13 protein-coding genes and 1 other annotated feature are annotated in these 14,210 nt (G+C 64.6%); of the genes, 9 read left to right on the top strand and 4 right to left on the bottom strand.

Going from position 1 to position 14,210, the window contains the following annotated elements:
- Positions 1–32: 32 nt before the first annotated feature.
- Positions 33–2,582, bottom strand: a complete 2,550-nt coding sequence (locus tag IE00_RS11225) for a cation:proton antiporter (protein WP_072297260.1) — start codon at positions 2,580–2,582, stop codon at positions 33–35.
- 120 nt (positions 2,583–2,702) lie between these two features.
- Here IE00_RS11225 and IE00_RS11220 point away from each other — a divergent pair, with 120 nt between their 5' ends.
- Entirely contained in the window at positions 2,703–3,845 is a 1,143-nt protein-coding gene (locus IE00_RS11220) for an alkene reductase (protein ID WP_305790322.1), read from the top strand.
- Between the two features lie 71 nt (positions 3,846–3,916).
- Here IE00_RS11220 and IE00_RS11215 read toward each other — a convergent pair whose 3' ends face one another.
- The 3 genes from IE00_RS11215 to IE00_RS11205 all read right to left on the bottom strand — a co-directional run bounded on the left by IE00_RS11215 (position 3,917) and on the right by IE00_RS11205 (position 6,168).
- A complete protein-coding gene (locus IE00_RS11215) occupies positions 3,917–4,177 on the bottom strand; it encodes a hypothetical protein (protein WP_072297196.1) in 261 nt (86 codons plus the stop codon).
- A gap of 166 nt (positions 4,178–4,343) precedes the next feature.
- Positions 4,344–5,750, bottom strand: a complete 1,407-nt coding sequence (gene glnA, locus IE00_RS11210) for a type I glutamate--ammonia ligase (RefSeq protein ID WP_072297195.1) — start codon at positions 5,748–5,750, stop codon at positions 4,344–4,346.
- Between the two features lie 79 nt (positions 5,751–5,829).
- Positions 5,830–6,168: a P-II family nitrogen regulator gene (locus IE00_RS11205; protein ID WP_072297194.1), complete on the bottom strand. Its 339-nt coding sequence runs from the start codon at positions 6,166–6,168 to the stop codon at positions 5,830–5,832.
- A 155-nt stretch (positions 6,169–6,323) separates the two neighbouring features.
- Here IE00_RS11205 and IE00_RS11200 point away from each other — a divergent pair, with 155 nt between their 5' ends.
- The 8 genes from IE00_RS11200 (at position 6,324) to IE00_RS11165 (ending at position 14,191) form a co-directional block, all read left to right on the top strand.
- On the top strand, positions 6,324–7,853 hold the full coding sequence (locus IE00_RS11200) for a bifunctional ADP-dependent NAD(P)H-hydrate dehydratase/NAD(P)H-hydrate epimerase (protein ID WP_072297193.1): 1,530 nt from the start codon (positions 6,324–6,326) through the stop codon (positions 7,851–7,853).
- A gap of 99 nt (positions 7,854–7,952) precedes the next feature.
- Entirely contained in the window at positions 7,953–8,285 is a 333-nt protein-coding gene (locus IE00_RS11195) for a helix-turn-helix transcriptional regulator (RefSeq protein WP_072297192.1), read from the top strand.
- A 36-nt stretch (positions 8,286–8,321) separates the two neighbouring features.
- Positions 8,322–9,374: an ACR3 family arsenite efflux transporter gene (gene arsB, locus IE00_RS11190; protein WP_072297191.1), complete on the top strand. Its 1,053-nt coding sequence runs from the start codon at positions 8,322–8,324 to the stop codon at positions 9,372–9,374.
- Positions 9,371–9,790: an arsenate reductase family protein gene (locus tag IE00_RS11185; protein ID WP_072297190.1), complete on the top strand. Its 420-nt coding sequence runs from the start codon at positions 9,371–9,373 to the stop codon at positions 9,788–9,790. Before arsB ends, IE00_RS11185 begins: the two co-directional genes overlap by 4 nt.
- Positions 9,783–10,496, top strand: a complete 714-nt coding sequence (gene arsH / locus IE00_RS11180; protein WP_371328439.1) for an arsenical resistance protein ArsH — start codon at positions 9,783–9,785, stop codon at positions 10,494–10,496. Before IE00_RS11185 ends, arsH begins: the two co-directional genes overlap by 8 nt.
- A 212-nt stretch (positions 10,497–10,708) precedes the next feature.
- Positions 10,709–11,563 (top strand): glycosyltransferase family 25 protein, encoded by an 855-nt coding sequence (locus IE00_RS11175; RefSeq protein WP_205949669.1) that lies wholly within the window; start codon positions 10,709–10,711, stop codon positions 11,561–11,563.
- Positions 11,564–11,695: 132 nt separating this feature from the next.
- Positions 11,696–11,751: a sequence feature (sul1 is cis-regulatory element that is thought to sense ions involved in sulfur or methionine metabolism; They are found in Alphaproteobacteria), on the top strand.
- A gap of 77 nt (positions 11,752–11,828) precedes the next feature.
- Positions 11,829–13,325: a SulP family inorganic anion transporter gene (locus IE00_RS11170; RefSeq protein ID WP_072297188.1), complete on the top strand. Its 1,497-nt coding sequence runs from the start codon at positions 11,829–11,831 to the stop codon at positions 13,323–13,325.
- Between the two features lie 11 nt (positions 13,326–13,336).
- Positions 13,337–14,191, top strand: coding sequence for a universal stress protein (locus IE00_RS11165; protein WP_072297258.1), 855 nt, complete (start codon positions 13,337–13,339; stop codon positions 14,189–14,191).
- Positions 14,192–14,210 lie beyond the last annotated feature (19 nt).

Genomic DNA, 14,210 nt, shown 5'->3' with positions numbered 1-14,210 from the left:
GGAACCTTTCGTCGTGATCTTTGGCCGCCGTTCTAGCCCGTCGCCTCGTCCCCGCCAAGCGGTGCATCGACCTGCAGTTCCGGCAGGCGCATGACCTCGGCTGCGCTGGCCTTGCCCTTGGCGCTGTCGCGCACGACCTGGCGCAGGGCGGCGGACCGTTTCAGCAGACGCCGAAAGCCGGTTTCATCCAGGGCCAGCAGACTGGTGGGCGTGATGGCCCGCACCTCGGCCCGGCGGACGCGGCTGGTCAGCACGCCCATCTGGCCGAACATGTCGCCCCGGCCCAAGCGCGTCGTCTGACCGGCCGTCAATTGTTCGACCGCCCCCGATGCCACGAAATAGACCGTCCGCGCGGGCGTGTCCTTGCGTGTGATGACATGGCCCGCGTTGATGTACCGGGTGCGGACCTCTTTGCTCAGGCGCTTCAGCTCGGCGTCGTTCAGATCGGCGAATAGCGGGAACTGGCGGACCAGTTCGTTCTTGCGCAGGGCAAGGTCCAGCTTGGGTCGCGTTTCGGAACGGCTGCGGCGGATGGCCAGGTCGTTCATCAGCTGGGTATGGACCTCGGCCCCGATCAGCCCGTCATCGCGCATGGTGTTGTATTCGCGTTCCTCCAACCGCAGGGCGGTGCGGCGGATGAAGCGGCGTTCCAATTCCTCGGCATATCCGGGATATTGCAGGCGCAGACCCTCCAGCGCGGTCTCGACCGCCTCGATCCGGCGGCTCAGCAGTTCATGCAGCAATTCGGCCACACGGCGGCCGTGGATGCGGCGGATGCGCCTGTCGATGAAGCCGTGAAGATCCCGCAGGATTAATCGCTTGGCCAGCAACATCTCGAACCGGTCGGCGGTCAGGGCGGCCAGGGGCCCGGGCACGCCGAAACGGTTGCGCAGGATGGCGGCCATGCGGAAGGTCGGCCCATAGCCCAAGCTGCTGCGCGATGCGCGCTGATAGCCGGTCCGCCCGCTGCTGCGCGCGCCCTCGATCAGGCGGTCCACGTCGAACAGTGCCTGTTCCGACAGCCGGGCCGAGATGATGCGTTCGCGAAAGCGCTGCAGGATCATCTCGCGTTCATGGCCGGCCAGAGCGATCAGGCCCAGGGTGATGCGGTCGCGGTCCAGGATCTCGGCATTGTCTTCGGCCTCGGCGCGTTCGACGGCGGCGTCCAGGCGGGCGGCAAAGCGCTTGGCCTCGGATCGGACCGTGTCGCGGGTCAGGTCGTAATTCTCGGCCGCCTGGGACACGCCTTCGCGCACCGTCTGCAAGGCGACGGCGACCACCTGGTTGGATAGCGCCCGGTCCAGCGGGGACAGCTTGTCCAGACCCAGCAGCGTGATGACGCTGCGCAGCGTCGTCCCCTGCACGATCAGCGTGAAGAGCGTGAAGCCCGTGGCCAGGATGCCCACCAGCCGCTTGGTTTCCACCGGCACGCGCAGGCTTTCGGTCACGGCTAGCGCCAGCGCCAGCGTGACGGCGCCACGCAGGCCGCCCCACAGGATCGCCACGCGATAGGGGCGCTGGATCCGCGGCGACAGCCCCAGCACCGTCAGCAACGGCAGCACCCCGAACAGGATGATCGCGCGGGCCACGAAGGCCGCCAGGATCACCACCAGCACCAGAAGCAGGTCCGACAGGCGCACATTGTCCAGAAGTCGCGGGATCAGCAGCGCGGCCAGGATAAAGATCATCGCGCCCGCCCAATGCGCCAGCAGGCCCCAGACCTCGCGCAGGTTGACCCAGAAGGCGGGCGCAAGACGCCCCGGCCCCATGAAGTTCAGGGTCAGGCCCGCCGCGACCACGCCGATGACGCCCGACGCGCCCAGTATCTGTTCCGCCCCGATATAGGCCAGATAAGGCACCGCGACCGAGACCGAGATCTGCGCGGTTTCGAACCGCGAAAACAGCCCCATCAGCATCAGCGCCACCCGCGCCGACAGCCAGCCCGACAGGACGCCGCCCAAGATCAGGCCGGGAAACTTGCCGAAGGCCTCGGACAGGCTGGGATTGGGGACCCCCAGCATCACATAGCTCATGAAGAGACCGAAGAGGGCGATGGCGGCGGCATCGTTCAGCAGGCTCTCGCCCTCGATGATGCGGGCAAGGCGCTTGGGTGCCGACAGCGACCGGAAGATGCTGACCACCGCCGAAGGGTCGGTCGTGGACACGATCGACCCGACCAGCAGGCAGACCATCAACGGCAGCCCGCTGATCCAGGACAGGGTATAGCCGATGGTCAATGTCGCCACCACGACCGCCACCACGGCCAGCGTCAGGATCGGTACCCAGTCATCCATCATCCGGCGGATGTTCATTTCCAGCGTCGCCTGGAAGATCAATGTCGGCAGGAAGACATAGAGGAACACGCTGGATCGGATCGGCAGCGCCAGGATGCCTTCGGCCAGCGGGTTCAGCGCATCCGTCAGCTCGGTGTTCAAAAGGAAGATCGCGCCGCCCCCGATCAGCGTGCCCACCGCCGCCAGCATGACGCTGAACGGCAGGGACAGGCGCGCCGCCAACGGCTCGGCCATGGCGATCAGCAGGAACAGACAGGCGGTGAACGAGGTCAGAAGCACGATATCCATGACTTTGGAATAGTGGCAGATGTCGTCGCTGGGAAGACCACCTGACGCCATATCTGGCATCTACACCGTCCTGTGACGTCGAATTCAGTGATCGCACCGCGCAGTGCTTGAATTGCGGCCATGCAGCGCACAGCTGACAAGGCCACGGGTCGAACGACCCGCCAGATCAACAAGACCCATGGAAAGGAGGACGCCATGTCCTCGATGTTCGACCCCCTGACGCTTGGTGCCGTGACGCTGAAGAACCGCGTCGTGATGGCCCCCCTGACGCGCAGCCGTTCGGGCGACCAGCGCATTCCCAATGACATGATGGCCGAATACTATGCCCAACGCGCGGGCGCCGGGCTGATCCTGTCCGAGGCGACCAGCGTGATGGCCATGGGCGTCGGCTATGAGGCCACCCCCGGCATCTGGAACCAGGCCCAGGTCGAGGGTTGGTCCAAGGTCACCAAGGCCGTGCACGAACGCGACGGCCTGATCTTCCTGCAGCTGTGGCATGTCGGGCGCATTTCGCATCCCGATCTGCTGGGCGGCGAATTGCCGGTGGCGCCCTCTGCCATTCAACCCGAGGGCCATGTCAGCCTGCTGCGCCCCAAGCGGTCCTATGTCACGCCGCGCGCCCTGGACATCGAAGAAATCCCCGCCATCGTCGAGGCCTATCGCCAAGGTGCCGAAAACGCCCGTCGCGCCGGTTTTGACGGGGTCGAGATCCATGCCGCGAACGGCTATCTGATCGACCAGTTCCTGCAGGATGCCAGCAATACCCGCGACGATGCCTATGGCGGATCGATCGAAAACCGCGCCCGCCTGCTGGACGAGATCACCGATGCGGTCATCGGCGTCTGGGGTGCCGATCGCGTCGGCGTCCATCTGGCCCCGCGCGGCGACGGCCACAGCATGGGCGACAGCGACCCCAAGTCGCTGTTCACCCATGTGGCACGCCAGCTGGGCCGCAAGGGCGTGGCCTTCATCTGCCTGCGCGAACACGTCGCGGGCGACAGCCTGATGGGTGACATCCGCAAGGCCTTCAACGGTCCGGTCATCGCCAATGAGGGCCTGACCAAGGATGTCGCCGAAAAGCTGTTGGCCGAGGACAAGGCCGATGCCGTGGCCTTCGGTCGTGATTTCATCGCCACGCCCGACCTGCCCGAACGCTTTCGTCGGAACCTGGCCCTGAACGACCATGATCCCTCGACCTTCTATGCGGGCGGTGCCGAAGGCTATACCGACTATCCCATCCGGACGGGCATCGCCGCCGAATAGGGTCGCAAGGAACCGCAGATATGGGAAAGGCCGGGCAATCGCCCGGCCTTTTCGGTGACGTGGTCGTTTTCTTACATGCGGTCGCGGCTGGTGTCGTCGACGCGCGTGCCGCTGGGGAAGGAAGAGACCGAGACCGTGTCGCCCGGCATCAGGTTGCGGTCGTCCAGTTCGCGGGCGTTGAACAGGTCGCCGGCGCGGCGATCCACCTGCTGCATCTGGACCTGGCTGAAGTTGTGCATCTCGGGCTGTTCCTTCATGGTCAGCGATCCGGCCGCGGCGGGAATGGCGGCAAGAGCGGTCATGGCGGCGGCAATCAGGGCAAAGCGGGTCATATCTGTGTTCCTTGTTGGGGTTAAGTTTCGCTTGTCGTGATTGCAGTTACGGTCGCCGCGACCCGTTTGTTGCACCCCACACGCGAGCGTGATGCGAAGTTTCCCGCACCATGTGAAAAAGGCGGCCCCGAAGGACCGCCTTTTCCCGTTCACCGATCCCGTGGGATCAGCAGCTGTAATACATCGCGTATTCGATCGGGTGGGGCGTATGCTCGTAGGCATAGACCTCTTCCCACTTGAGGGCCATGTAGCCTTCCAGCTGATCGCGGGTGAAGACGTCGCCGGCCAGCAGGAAGTCCATGTCCTTGTCCAGTTCCTCCAGCGCTTCGCGCAGCGAACCGCAGACGGTCGGGATTTCGGCCAGCTCTTCCGGCGGCAGATCATAGAGATCCTTGTCGGAAGCCGCGCCCGGATCGATCTTGTTCTTGATGCCGTCAAGTCCGGCCATCAACAGCGCTGCAAAGCACAGATAGGGGTTCGCCGCGGGATCGGGGAAGCGGGCCTCGACGCGCTTGGCCTTGGGCGATTCCGTCCACGGAATACGGACGCAGCCCGAACGGTTGCGTGCCGAATAGGCGCGCAGGACCGGGGCCTCGAAGCCCGGGATCAGGCGCTTGTAGCTGTTGGTCGAGGGGTTCGTCAGCGCGTTCAGCGCCTTGGCGTGCTTCAGGATGCCGCCGATGAACCACAGGGCCTCCTGGCTCAGGTCGGCATATTTGTCGCCTGCGAACAGCGGCTTGCCCTCCTTCCAGATCGACATGTTCACATGCATCCCCGACCCGTTGTCGCCCTTCATGGGCTTGGGCATGAACGTGGCCGACTTGCCATAGGCGTGGGCGACGTTGTGGATGATGTACTTGTATTTCTGGATGTTGTCGGCCTGGGTCGTCAGCGTCCCGAAGATCAGCCCCAGCTCGTGCTGCGCGCTGGCAACCTCGTGGTGGTGCTTGTCGACCTTCATGCCCATGCGCTTCATCGTCGTCAGCATCTCGCTGCGGATGTCCTGGGCGGCGTCGGTCGGGTTGACCGGGAAATAACCGCCCTTGTGGGCTGCGCGGTGACCCTGGTTGCCCATTTCGTATTCGGTGTCGGTGTTCCATGCGGCGTCGGAGGCGTCGATCTGGAACGCGACCTTCTGCGGCGTCACGGAATAGCGCACGTCGTCGAACAGGAAGAATTCGGCTTCCGGTCCGAAATAGGCCGTGTCACCGATACCCGAGGACTTCAGATAGGCCTCGGCCTTTTCCGCCGTGCCGCGCGGGTCGCGGCTGTAGGGTTCGCCGGTGTCGGGTTCGACCACGTTGCAATGCACGCACAGCGTCTTTTCGGCATAGAACGGATCGATATAGGCTGATGCCGGATCCAGGATCAGCTTCATGTCGGACTGATCGATCGACTTCCAGCCCGCGATCGAGCTGCCGTCGAACATGAAGCCTTCCTCGAAGAAGTCCTCGTCGATCAGATCGCGATCCAGCGTCACGTGCTGAAGCTTGCCCTTCGGATCGGTGAAGCGGACGTCGACATAGGCGACATCTTCATCCTCGATCAACTTCAAGACATCCTTGATTTTCATCTCTTCCCTTTCTTCGTGGTAACGGCCCGGCGGCATTCTGGCCGGGCCGAGAGATATCGGGTTGTTTCGCCTGCCGCGATCAGACCGCGTCGTCGCCGGTTTCACCGGTCCGGATGCGGATGGCCTGTTCGACCGGCATGACGAAGATCTTTCCATCGCCGATCTTTTCGGTGCGGGCGGCGCCCACGATCGCTTCGACGGCGGCTTCGACCTGGTCGTCGGGCAGCACCATCTCGATCTTCACCTTGGGCAGGAAATCGACAACGTATTCAGCGCCGCGATACAGTTCGGTATGTCCCTTCTGACGCCCGAAGCCCTTGACTTCGGTGACGGACAGACCCTGCACGCCAACTTCCTGCAGGGCTTCCTTCACATCGTCCAGCTTGAACGGCTTGATGATCGCCTCGATCTTCTTCATCGCTCTAGATCCTTCCTCGCGGCTTGCCTGAAGTCTGATTGGCGCGTTTGTTGGATGGCGTAAATGCAGCAGGATGATCTTGGAAGGCCGGAAACGGTTTGTCACGGGGTCCTGCACAAAATATCGGCAACAAGATCAAAATACAGGCAAACACTATGCTGGATGGCGCTGAAATTCTGACACCCGCCCAAATGCGCGCCACCGAGGCTGCGGCCATTGCCAGCGGCGTGGTCACCGCGGCCGAACTGATGGAACGCGCGGGACGCGCCGTGGCGGATCAGATTCGCCTGCGATGGCCTGTGCCGGGGCGGGTCACCGTCTTGTGCGGTCCGGGAAACAACGGCGGCGACGGATATGTCATCGCCCGTCATCTGCATCGTGCGGGCTGGCAGGTCGACGTTCTGGGGATGCGCGGCAAAGCGGCAGGCGATGCAGGCGCCATGGCCACCCGCTGGCGGGCAACGGGGGCGATCCTGCCCCTGGATGACGGTTTCGACCCGACCGGGTCCGATGTCATCGTCGATGCGATCTTCGGCACCGGCCTGACCAGACCGCCGCAGGGCGCGATCGCCCACCTTTTGCGGACCCTGTCGGGTGACGCCCTGCGCGACAGGATCGTCGCGGTCGATTGCCCAAGCGGCCTGCGCCTTGAGGACGGCAGGTTCCCCGGTGACGGGGCGCGGGCGGGTCTGACCGTCGCCTTCGACAGCCCCAAGCCCGGCCATCTGATCGGCGACGGCCCCACGGCCTGCGGCAGGCTGGTGGTCGCCGATATCGGCCTTGGCCCCTGGCGTCAGGCCGATCCGGCAGGCGTCGCCATGACATCCGCGCCAGATGCATCCCAAGGGCGTTGGCTGGCCAAGCTGCATGGTGCGGGGCACAAATTCGCCCATGGCGCGGCATTGATCATCGCCGGCGAACAGGGCAGCGGCGGCGCGGCCCGCCTGTCGGCCCGCGCGGCGCTGAGGATCGGGGCGGGGCTGGTCACGATCTGTCCGACACCCGACGCCATGCCCGAACATGCCGGCCCGCCCGATGCGCTGATGCGCAAACCCGTGCAGGTCCCCGGGGATCTGGCGCGGATGCTGCAGGATGACCGCATCGGCGCCATCTGCATCGGTCCGGGGTGTGGGGTCTACCGCGCGCAGTCGCTGCTGCCGCCGCTTCTGGCCAGCGGACGGGCGGCGGTGCTGGATGCCGATGCCATCACAGCGCTGGCCAAGGGTCTGGCCCCTGCCCTGCATCCCGCCTGCATCCTGACCCCGCATATGGGGGAATTCGCCCGCATCCAGCCCCAGCTTGCGCAGCGTCTTTCCGACCCCCGACAGGACCCGCCCCTCTCTAAGCTCGAGGCCGCCCGTCAGGCCGCAAGGACCCTGAATGCGGTGATGGTCCTGAAAGGTCCCGACACTGTCATTGCCTGCCCCGACGGGTCCATTCGGGTCCATTCCGCCTATGACATTCCCTGGCTTGCCACCGCCGGTGCGGGCGACGTGCTGTCCGGCGTGATCACGGGCCTTCTGGCCCGCGGCCTGCCCCCCTTCCATGCCGCCCAGATGGGGGTCAGCCTGCATGCCCAGGCCGCACGGCATTTCGGTCCCGGCCTGATCGCCGACGATCTGCCCGACCTGCTGCCTGACATCATCCGGCATGCCATGGGTGACGGGCCGGCGTCGTTGCGGTAACACCCATGCCTGCCGCGCGCGAAGGACCCGCCCGCCCTTGGTCGAACTCGTCGTGGCGCGGGCCTTGCATACCCCATTTAATTCCATTAAGCATGAAATATGGAAAAAAACAGAACTCTCGAGGCCCTGTCGGCCCTGGCCCATGACATCCGGCTGGACGTGTTTCGCCTGCTTGTGCAGGCGGGACCGTCGGGCATGGCCGCCGGAGAGATCGCCGCAAGCCTTGATATCAGGGCCAACACCCTGTCGAACAACCTCAATATCCTGGGGGCGGCCGATCTGGTGCGATCAAGGCGCGAAGGCCGTTCGATCCGCTATTTCGCCCGGATGGAGACGATGCGGGGACTGCTGGGCTTCCTGATGGAGGATTGCTGCGGTGGACGGTCCGACCTGTGCCAGCCGGTTCTGGACCAGATCGCCTGCGATTGCTGATCGCGGCCCCATCCCATCACGCAAGGGCAGATAACCATGACCGACATCACGCAATCCCACGCCAGCCCCTTGGGCCGGTTCGAACGCCTGCTGACCCTTTGGGTGGGTCTGGCCATGATCGCGGGGCTTGCCTTGGGCGCGCTGTTTCCCGGGCTGGTTCAGGCCATAGCCGGGGCAGAGGTCGCGTCGATCAACCTGGTCGTCGCCGTCCTGATCTGGGCGATGGTCTATCCGATGATGGTCAGCGTCGATTTCGGTGCCGTGGGCGGGGCCTTTCGCCAGCCACGGGGATTGCTGATCACGCTGGTGGTGAACTGGCTGATCAAGCCCTTCAGCATGGCCTTGCTGGCGGTGCTGTTCTTCGACCATGTCTTCGCCCCTTGGATCGCCCCCCAGGATGCGCAGCAATACATTGCCGGTCTGATCCTGCTGGGCGCCGCGCCCTGCACCGCGATGGTCTTTGTCTGGTCGCAGCTGACGCGGGGTGACGCGACCTATACCCTGGTGCAGGTCTCGGTGAACGACCTGATCATGGTCGTGGCCTTCGCCCCCATCGTAGCGATGCTGCTGGGCGTGACCGAGATCGTGGTGCCCTGGCAGACGCTTGTGCTGGCCACGATCCTCTATGTCGTCCTGCCATTGACGGCGGGGCTGATCACGCGTCGCATCCTTGGCACCCAGTCCCGCATCGACATGTTTTCGGCCCGGGTCAAACCCTGGTCGATGATCGGCCTGATCGCGACGGTGGCCATCCTGTTCGGCCTTCAGGGCCAGACGATCCTGGACCGACCCGTCGTCATCGCGCTGATCGCCGTGCCGATCCTGATCCAAAGCTATCTGATCTTTGCCATCGGTTATGGCGCCGCCTTTCTGTCGGGCGTGCCGCATCGGATCGCCGCGCCCTGCGCCATGATCGGCACGTCGAACTTCTTCGAACTGGCCGTCGCGGTGGCCATCAGCCTGTTCGGGCTGAATTCCGGCGCGGCACTGGCCACGGTCGTCGGCGTGCTGGTCGAGGTGCCGGTCATGCTGTCGCTGGTGGCGTTCGCCAACCGCACCCGGGCCCGTTTCCCGCAGGAGCAGGCATGATCGTCATCCATCACAATCCCGACTGCGGCACATCGCGCAATGTGCTGAACATCATCCGCGCCTCGGGCAGCCAGCCGGTGGTCATCGACTATCTGACCGAGGGCTGGACCCGCGCGCAGCTGCTGGCATTGCTGGCGGCGGCCGACCTGACCCCGCGCAAGGCCCTGCGGGTGACGAAATCGCCCGCGGCAAGCCTGGGCCTGCTGTCCGAGGATGCGACGGATGACCGGATCCTTGCGGCGATGCTGGATCATCCCGTTCTGGTCGATCGCCCCATCGTGGCATCGCCGAAGGGCGTGCGCCTGTGCCGTCCTTCGGAAACGGTCCTGCCGCTTCTGGACCGCCTGCCGCCCGGCCCCCTGTTCAAGGAGGACGGGCAGATGATCCTTGACCAGAAAGGCCATCCCGTTGACTGACCTGCCCAACATCACCCCCGAATGCCTTGGCCCCGTCACCGCCGAGCCGCTGTTTTCGGCCCCGCGCAGCCAGCATCCGCCGCGCATCCTGCTGCTCTATGGTTCGCTGCGCGACCGCAGCTTTTCGCGCTTCTCGGTCGAGGAGGCCGCGCGCCTGCTGACCGCGTTCGGCGCCGAAACCCGCATCTTCGATCCGCACGGCCTGCCCCTTGCCGATGCGACCGAGGCAGACCATCCCAAGGTTGCCGAATTGCGCGACCGGGTCGGCTGGTCCGAGGGCATGGTCTGGTGTTCGCCCGAACGGCACGGAGCGATGACGGGCGTCATGAAGACCCAGATCGACTGGATTCCGCTGTCCCTGGGCGGCGTGCGCCCGACGCAGGGCAAGACGCTGGCCGTGATGCAGGTCTGCGGCGGCAGCCAGAGCTTCAACACCGTCAACCAGCTGCGCATCCTTGGGCGCTGGATGCGGCTGCTGACCATCCCGAACCAATCCTCGGTCGCCAAGGCCTGGGATGAATTCGACGAGGCGGGCCGCATGAAGCCGTCGCCCTATTACGACCGGATCGTGGATGTGATGGAAGAACTGGTCCGCTTCACCCTGCTGACCCGCGACATCAAGGATCACCTTGTCGACCGCTATTCCGAGCGTGTCGAAAGCCACGAGGCCTTGTCCAAGCGCGTGAACCAGACCAAGGCCGTCTGAACCTGCGGCGGCACTTGCCGATGGGCAAGCGGCCGGGCCGGCATTCGGAACGCCGGATGCACCGGCCGGCCGCGCGCCGATATGACAGCGCGATCAGTCGCTTGGGCGACCGGATCATATCTTGTCACCAACAGGGGATGTCGCACCAAGCCCGATTGACGGATGGCCCGGCCCGCGCAATATGGTCGCACCCTTTCCGGATCAGCAACCCCGTGACACATCCCTTGCCCAACCACCTCAGGGTCTACCTCATCAATCTCGATCGTGCGGAAGAACGGTTGCGGCGGATGGAGGAGAAATGCGCCAAGGCGGGCCTTTCCTTCGAACGCGTGGCGGCGACCGATGGGGCGACCCTTGCCTTTCCCCATGCCGACGTAAGTGCCCGCGCCTACCGATATCTGCATGGTCGCCGGATCATTCCGGCCGAGGTCGGGTGCTATTTCAGCCATGTGGAATGCGCGCGCCGGCTGCTGCAAGGCGACGCCGAGCATGCCCTGGTCCTGGAAGATGACGTCGCCTTTTCCCAAGACTTCGCAGCGGTGCTGCGCGACGCCCTGAACGCCGACGAAGATTGGGACATCCTGCGGCTCAGTACCATGAACACGGGGCCGAAATTCCGCTTCCGCGATCTTCCCAACGGTCGCAGCCTGGCCATCGCCCTGACCCGAGAGAAAGGGGCCGGCGCCTATGTCATCAACCGCCGGGCGGCAGCCTGGATCGTCGAAGACCTGATGCCCATGCGCCTGTCATACGACATCGCGTTCGATCTGGAATATCTGGACGGCCTGCGTGCCGCCTTTGTCGACCCGCCCCCCGTCGATCAACGGGACGAGGCGAAATCGCAGATCCAGAACAACATCCGCGCCTATAAATATCCCCGGTCGCGCTACCTGACGGTGCTGCCCTATCGTGCATGGATCGAAACGGCGCGGCTGGTCATGCGGTCGCTTTGCTATCTGATGCTGGTCTTTCAGCATCAGCCGCGCCTTGCCGCCATCCGCCTTGTGCCCATCCTGGCCGCGACCGTGCTGGGCATCGATGAGGTTTTCGACCATCTGAGAGACTAGCGTCCGCCCGCGTGGAACCGGCCCGACAGGGGTATTCCGGCACAGGCGTCGCATCCTGCGGGCGCGCCATAGGGCCGAACCGTCATCATGGTTGATCTTTGCCATCCTTTCCGGATAAGAGAACCCCAAGCGCAAGGACCCGGTGAAAGCCCGGGTGGCTCTTCCGGCCGCTGATCCGCCGGACAATCCTTGGTAAAACCCTGTCAAACAGCGACACCGGAACGTCTTGAAAACAAGATCGACCGCTGCAGGGTACCGGATATTCATGACCTCAATTTCCGAATACAAGAACCAATGGTTCGACAACATCCGCGGCGATCTGCTGGCGGGGGTGGTGGTGGCCTTGGCCCTGATCCCCGAAGCCATCGCCTTTTCCATCATCGCCGGCGTGGACCCCAAGGTGGGGCTTTACGCCAGCTTCTCGATTGCCGTGCTGATCGCCTTTGTCGGCGGCAGGCCGGGCATGATCTCGGCCGCGACCGCGGCCACGGCCGTCCTGATGATCACGCTGGTGCGCGACCACGGACTGCAATACCTGCTGGCGGCCACCGTGCTGGCCGGCCTGATCCAGATCGGTGCGGGCCTGCTAAAGCTGGGCCGCTTCATGCGCTATGTCTCGAAATCGGTGATGACCGGGTTCGTGAACGCGCTGGCGATCCTGATCTTCATGGCGCAGCTGCCCGAGTTGGACTTGTCCGTCCCGGGCATCACCTGGCTGTCCTATGCCCTGGTGGCGGCGGGCCTGGCCATCATCTATCTGCTGCCGCGCCTGACCACGGCGATCCCGTCGCCGCTGGTGACCATCGTGGTGCTGACGGCGCTGGTCTGGTTCATGGGCTGGGACGTGCGCACGGTGGGCGACATGGGCGCATTGCCCGATACGCTGCCGATCTTCCTGATCCCCGACATCCCGCTGAACCTGGAGACGCTGCTGATCATCCTGCCCTATTCGCTGGCGGTCGCCGTCGTGGGTCTGCTGGAAAGCCTGATGACACAGAACATCGTCGATGACCTGACCGACACCCGGTCGAACCGCAACCAGGAATGCGTGGGCCAGGGCATCGCCAACACGGCCACCGGCTTCATCGGCGGCATGGCGGGCTGTGCGATGATCGGCCAGTCGATCATCAACGTCAAATCCGGCGGGCGGGGGCGTCTGTCGACCTTCACCGCCGGTCTGGCGCTTCTGATCATGGTGGTGGGCCTGGGCGGCCTGGTCGCGATCATCCCGATGGCAGCGCTGGTCGCGATCATGATCATGGTGTCGATCGGGACGTTCAGCTGGTCGTCGATCGGCAACCTGAAGACGCATCCCCGGTCGTCATCGGTGGTGATGATCGCGACGGTGGCGACGGTGGTCTATACCCACAACCTGGCCATCGGCGTGCTGGTCGGCGTGATGCTGTCGGGCATCTTCTTCGCCGCCAAGATCGCGCAGTTGTTCGGCATCAGGAAGACCCTGTCGCCCGACGGCCGCGAGCGGACCTATATCGTCGAGGGGCAGCTGTTCTATGGCTCGTCCGAGGATTTCGCCGATGCCTTCGACTTCAAGGAAGCCGTCGACACGGTCGTCATCGATGTCAGCCGCGCGCATATCTGGGACATCAGTTCGGTTCAGGCGCTGGACATGGCAATCCTGAAATTCCGCCGCGAAGGCGCCGAGGTCGAACTGATCGGCATGAACGAGGCTTCGGAAACGCTGGTCGACAAGCTGGCCATCCATGACAAGCCGGGCGCGCTTGACACGCTGATGGCACATTGAGGGAGGATATGATGACCAACAAGATACTCGCACTGGTCGACGGTTCGGCCTATTCCGAAAGCGTCTGTCACCACACCGCCTGGATCGCCGGACGGCTGAGCGCATCGGTCGATGTCATGCACGTCCTTGGGCGTCGCGAAACGGGGGCCGGACAGAACCTGTCCGGGGCCTTGACCCTGGGTGCCCGCAGCGCCCTTCTGGCCGAACTCTCCGCCGCCGACGAAACGCGCGCCCGCCTGGCCCAGACCAAGGGCCGCGCGATCCTGGAGGATGCCCAGAAGATCCTCGAGGCGGACGGCACCGCACCCGTGGTGCCGCATCTGCGCAAGGGCGACCTTCTGGAGGCCGTGCGCGAGGTCGAGCCGGATCTGCGCGCCATCGTCATCGGCAAGCGCGGCGAGGGTGCGGATTTCGCGACCGGTCATCTGGGTTCGAACCTTGAACGGATCGCGCGTGCCTCGAAGGTCCCCGTGGTCGTCGCGTCACGGTCGTTCAAGCCGATCACCAAGGTGCTGGTGGCGTTCGACGGCAGCCCATCGGCCATGAAGGCGATCGGGCGGATGTCGAAAAGCCCGGTCTTCGAGGGGCTGGAGATCACGGTGCTTTATGTCGACAATGGCAGCGGCCGGATCGGGTCGCGCATGGACGACGCCGTCGCGGCCCTGAAAGCGGCGGGGCTGACCGCCACCGCCCGCACGACCAAGGGAGAGCCTGACGAGGCTTTGCAACAGATCGTGGCAACCGAAGGCTTTGACCTGCTGGTCATGGGCGCCTATGGGCACAGCCGGATCCGCAGCCTGATCATCGGTTCGACCACGACGGCCATGGTGCAGGCGGTCAAGATCCCCGTCCTGCTTTACCGCTGACGCCCGATCCTGAACCGGC

It is taken from the genome of Paracoccus sp. SM22M-07 (assembly GCF_001887735.1).
GTDB lineage: Bacteria > Pseudomonadota > Alphaproteobacteria > Rhodobacterales > Rhodobacteraceae > Paracoccus.
This window is presented reverse-complemented; position numbering and strand designations above follow the sequence as displayed.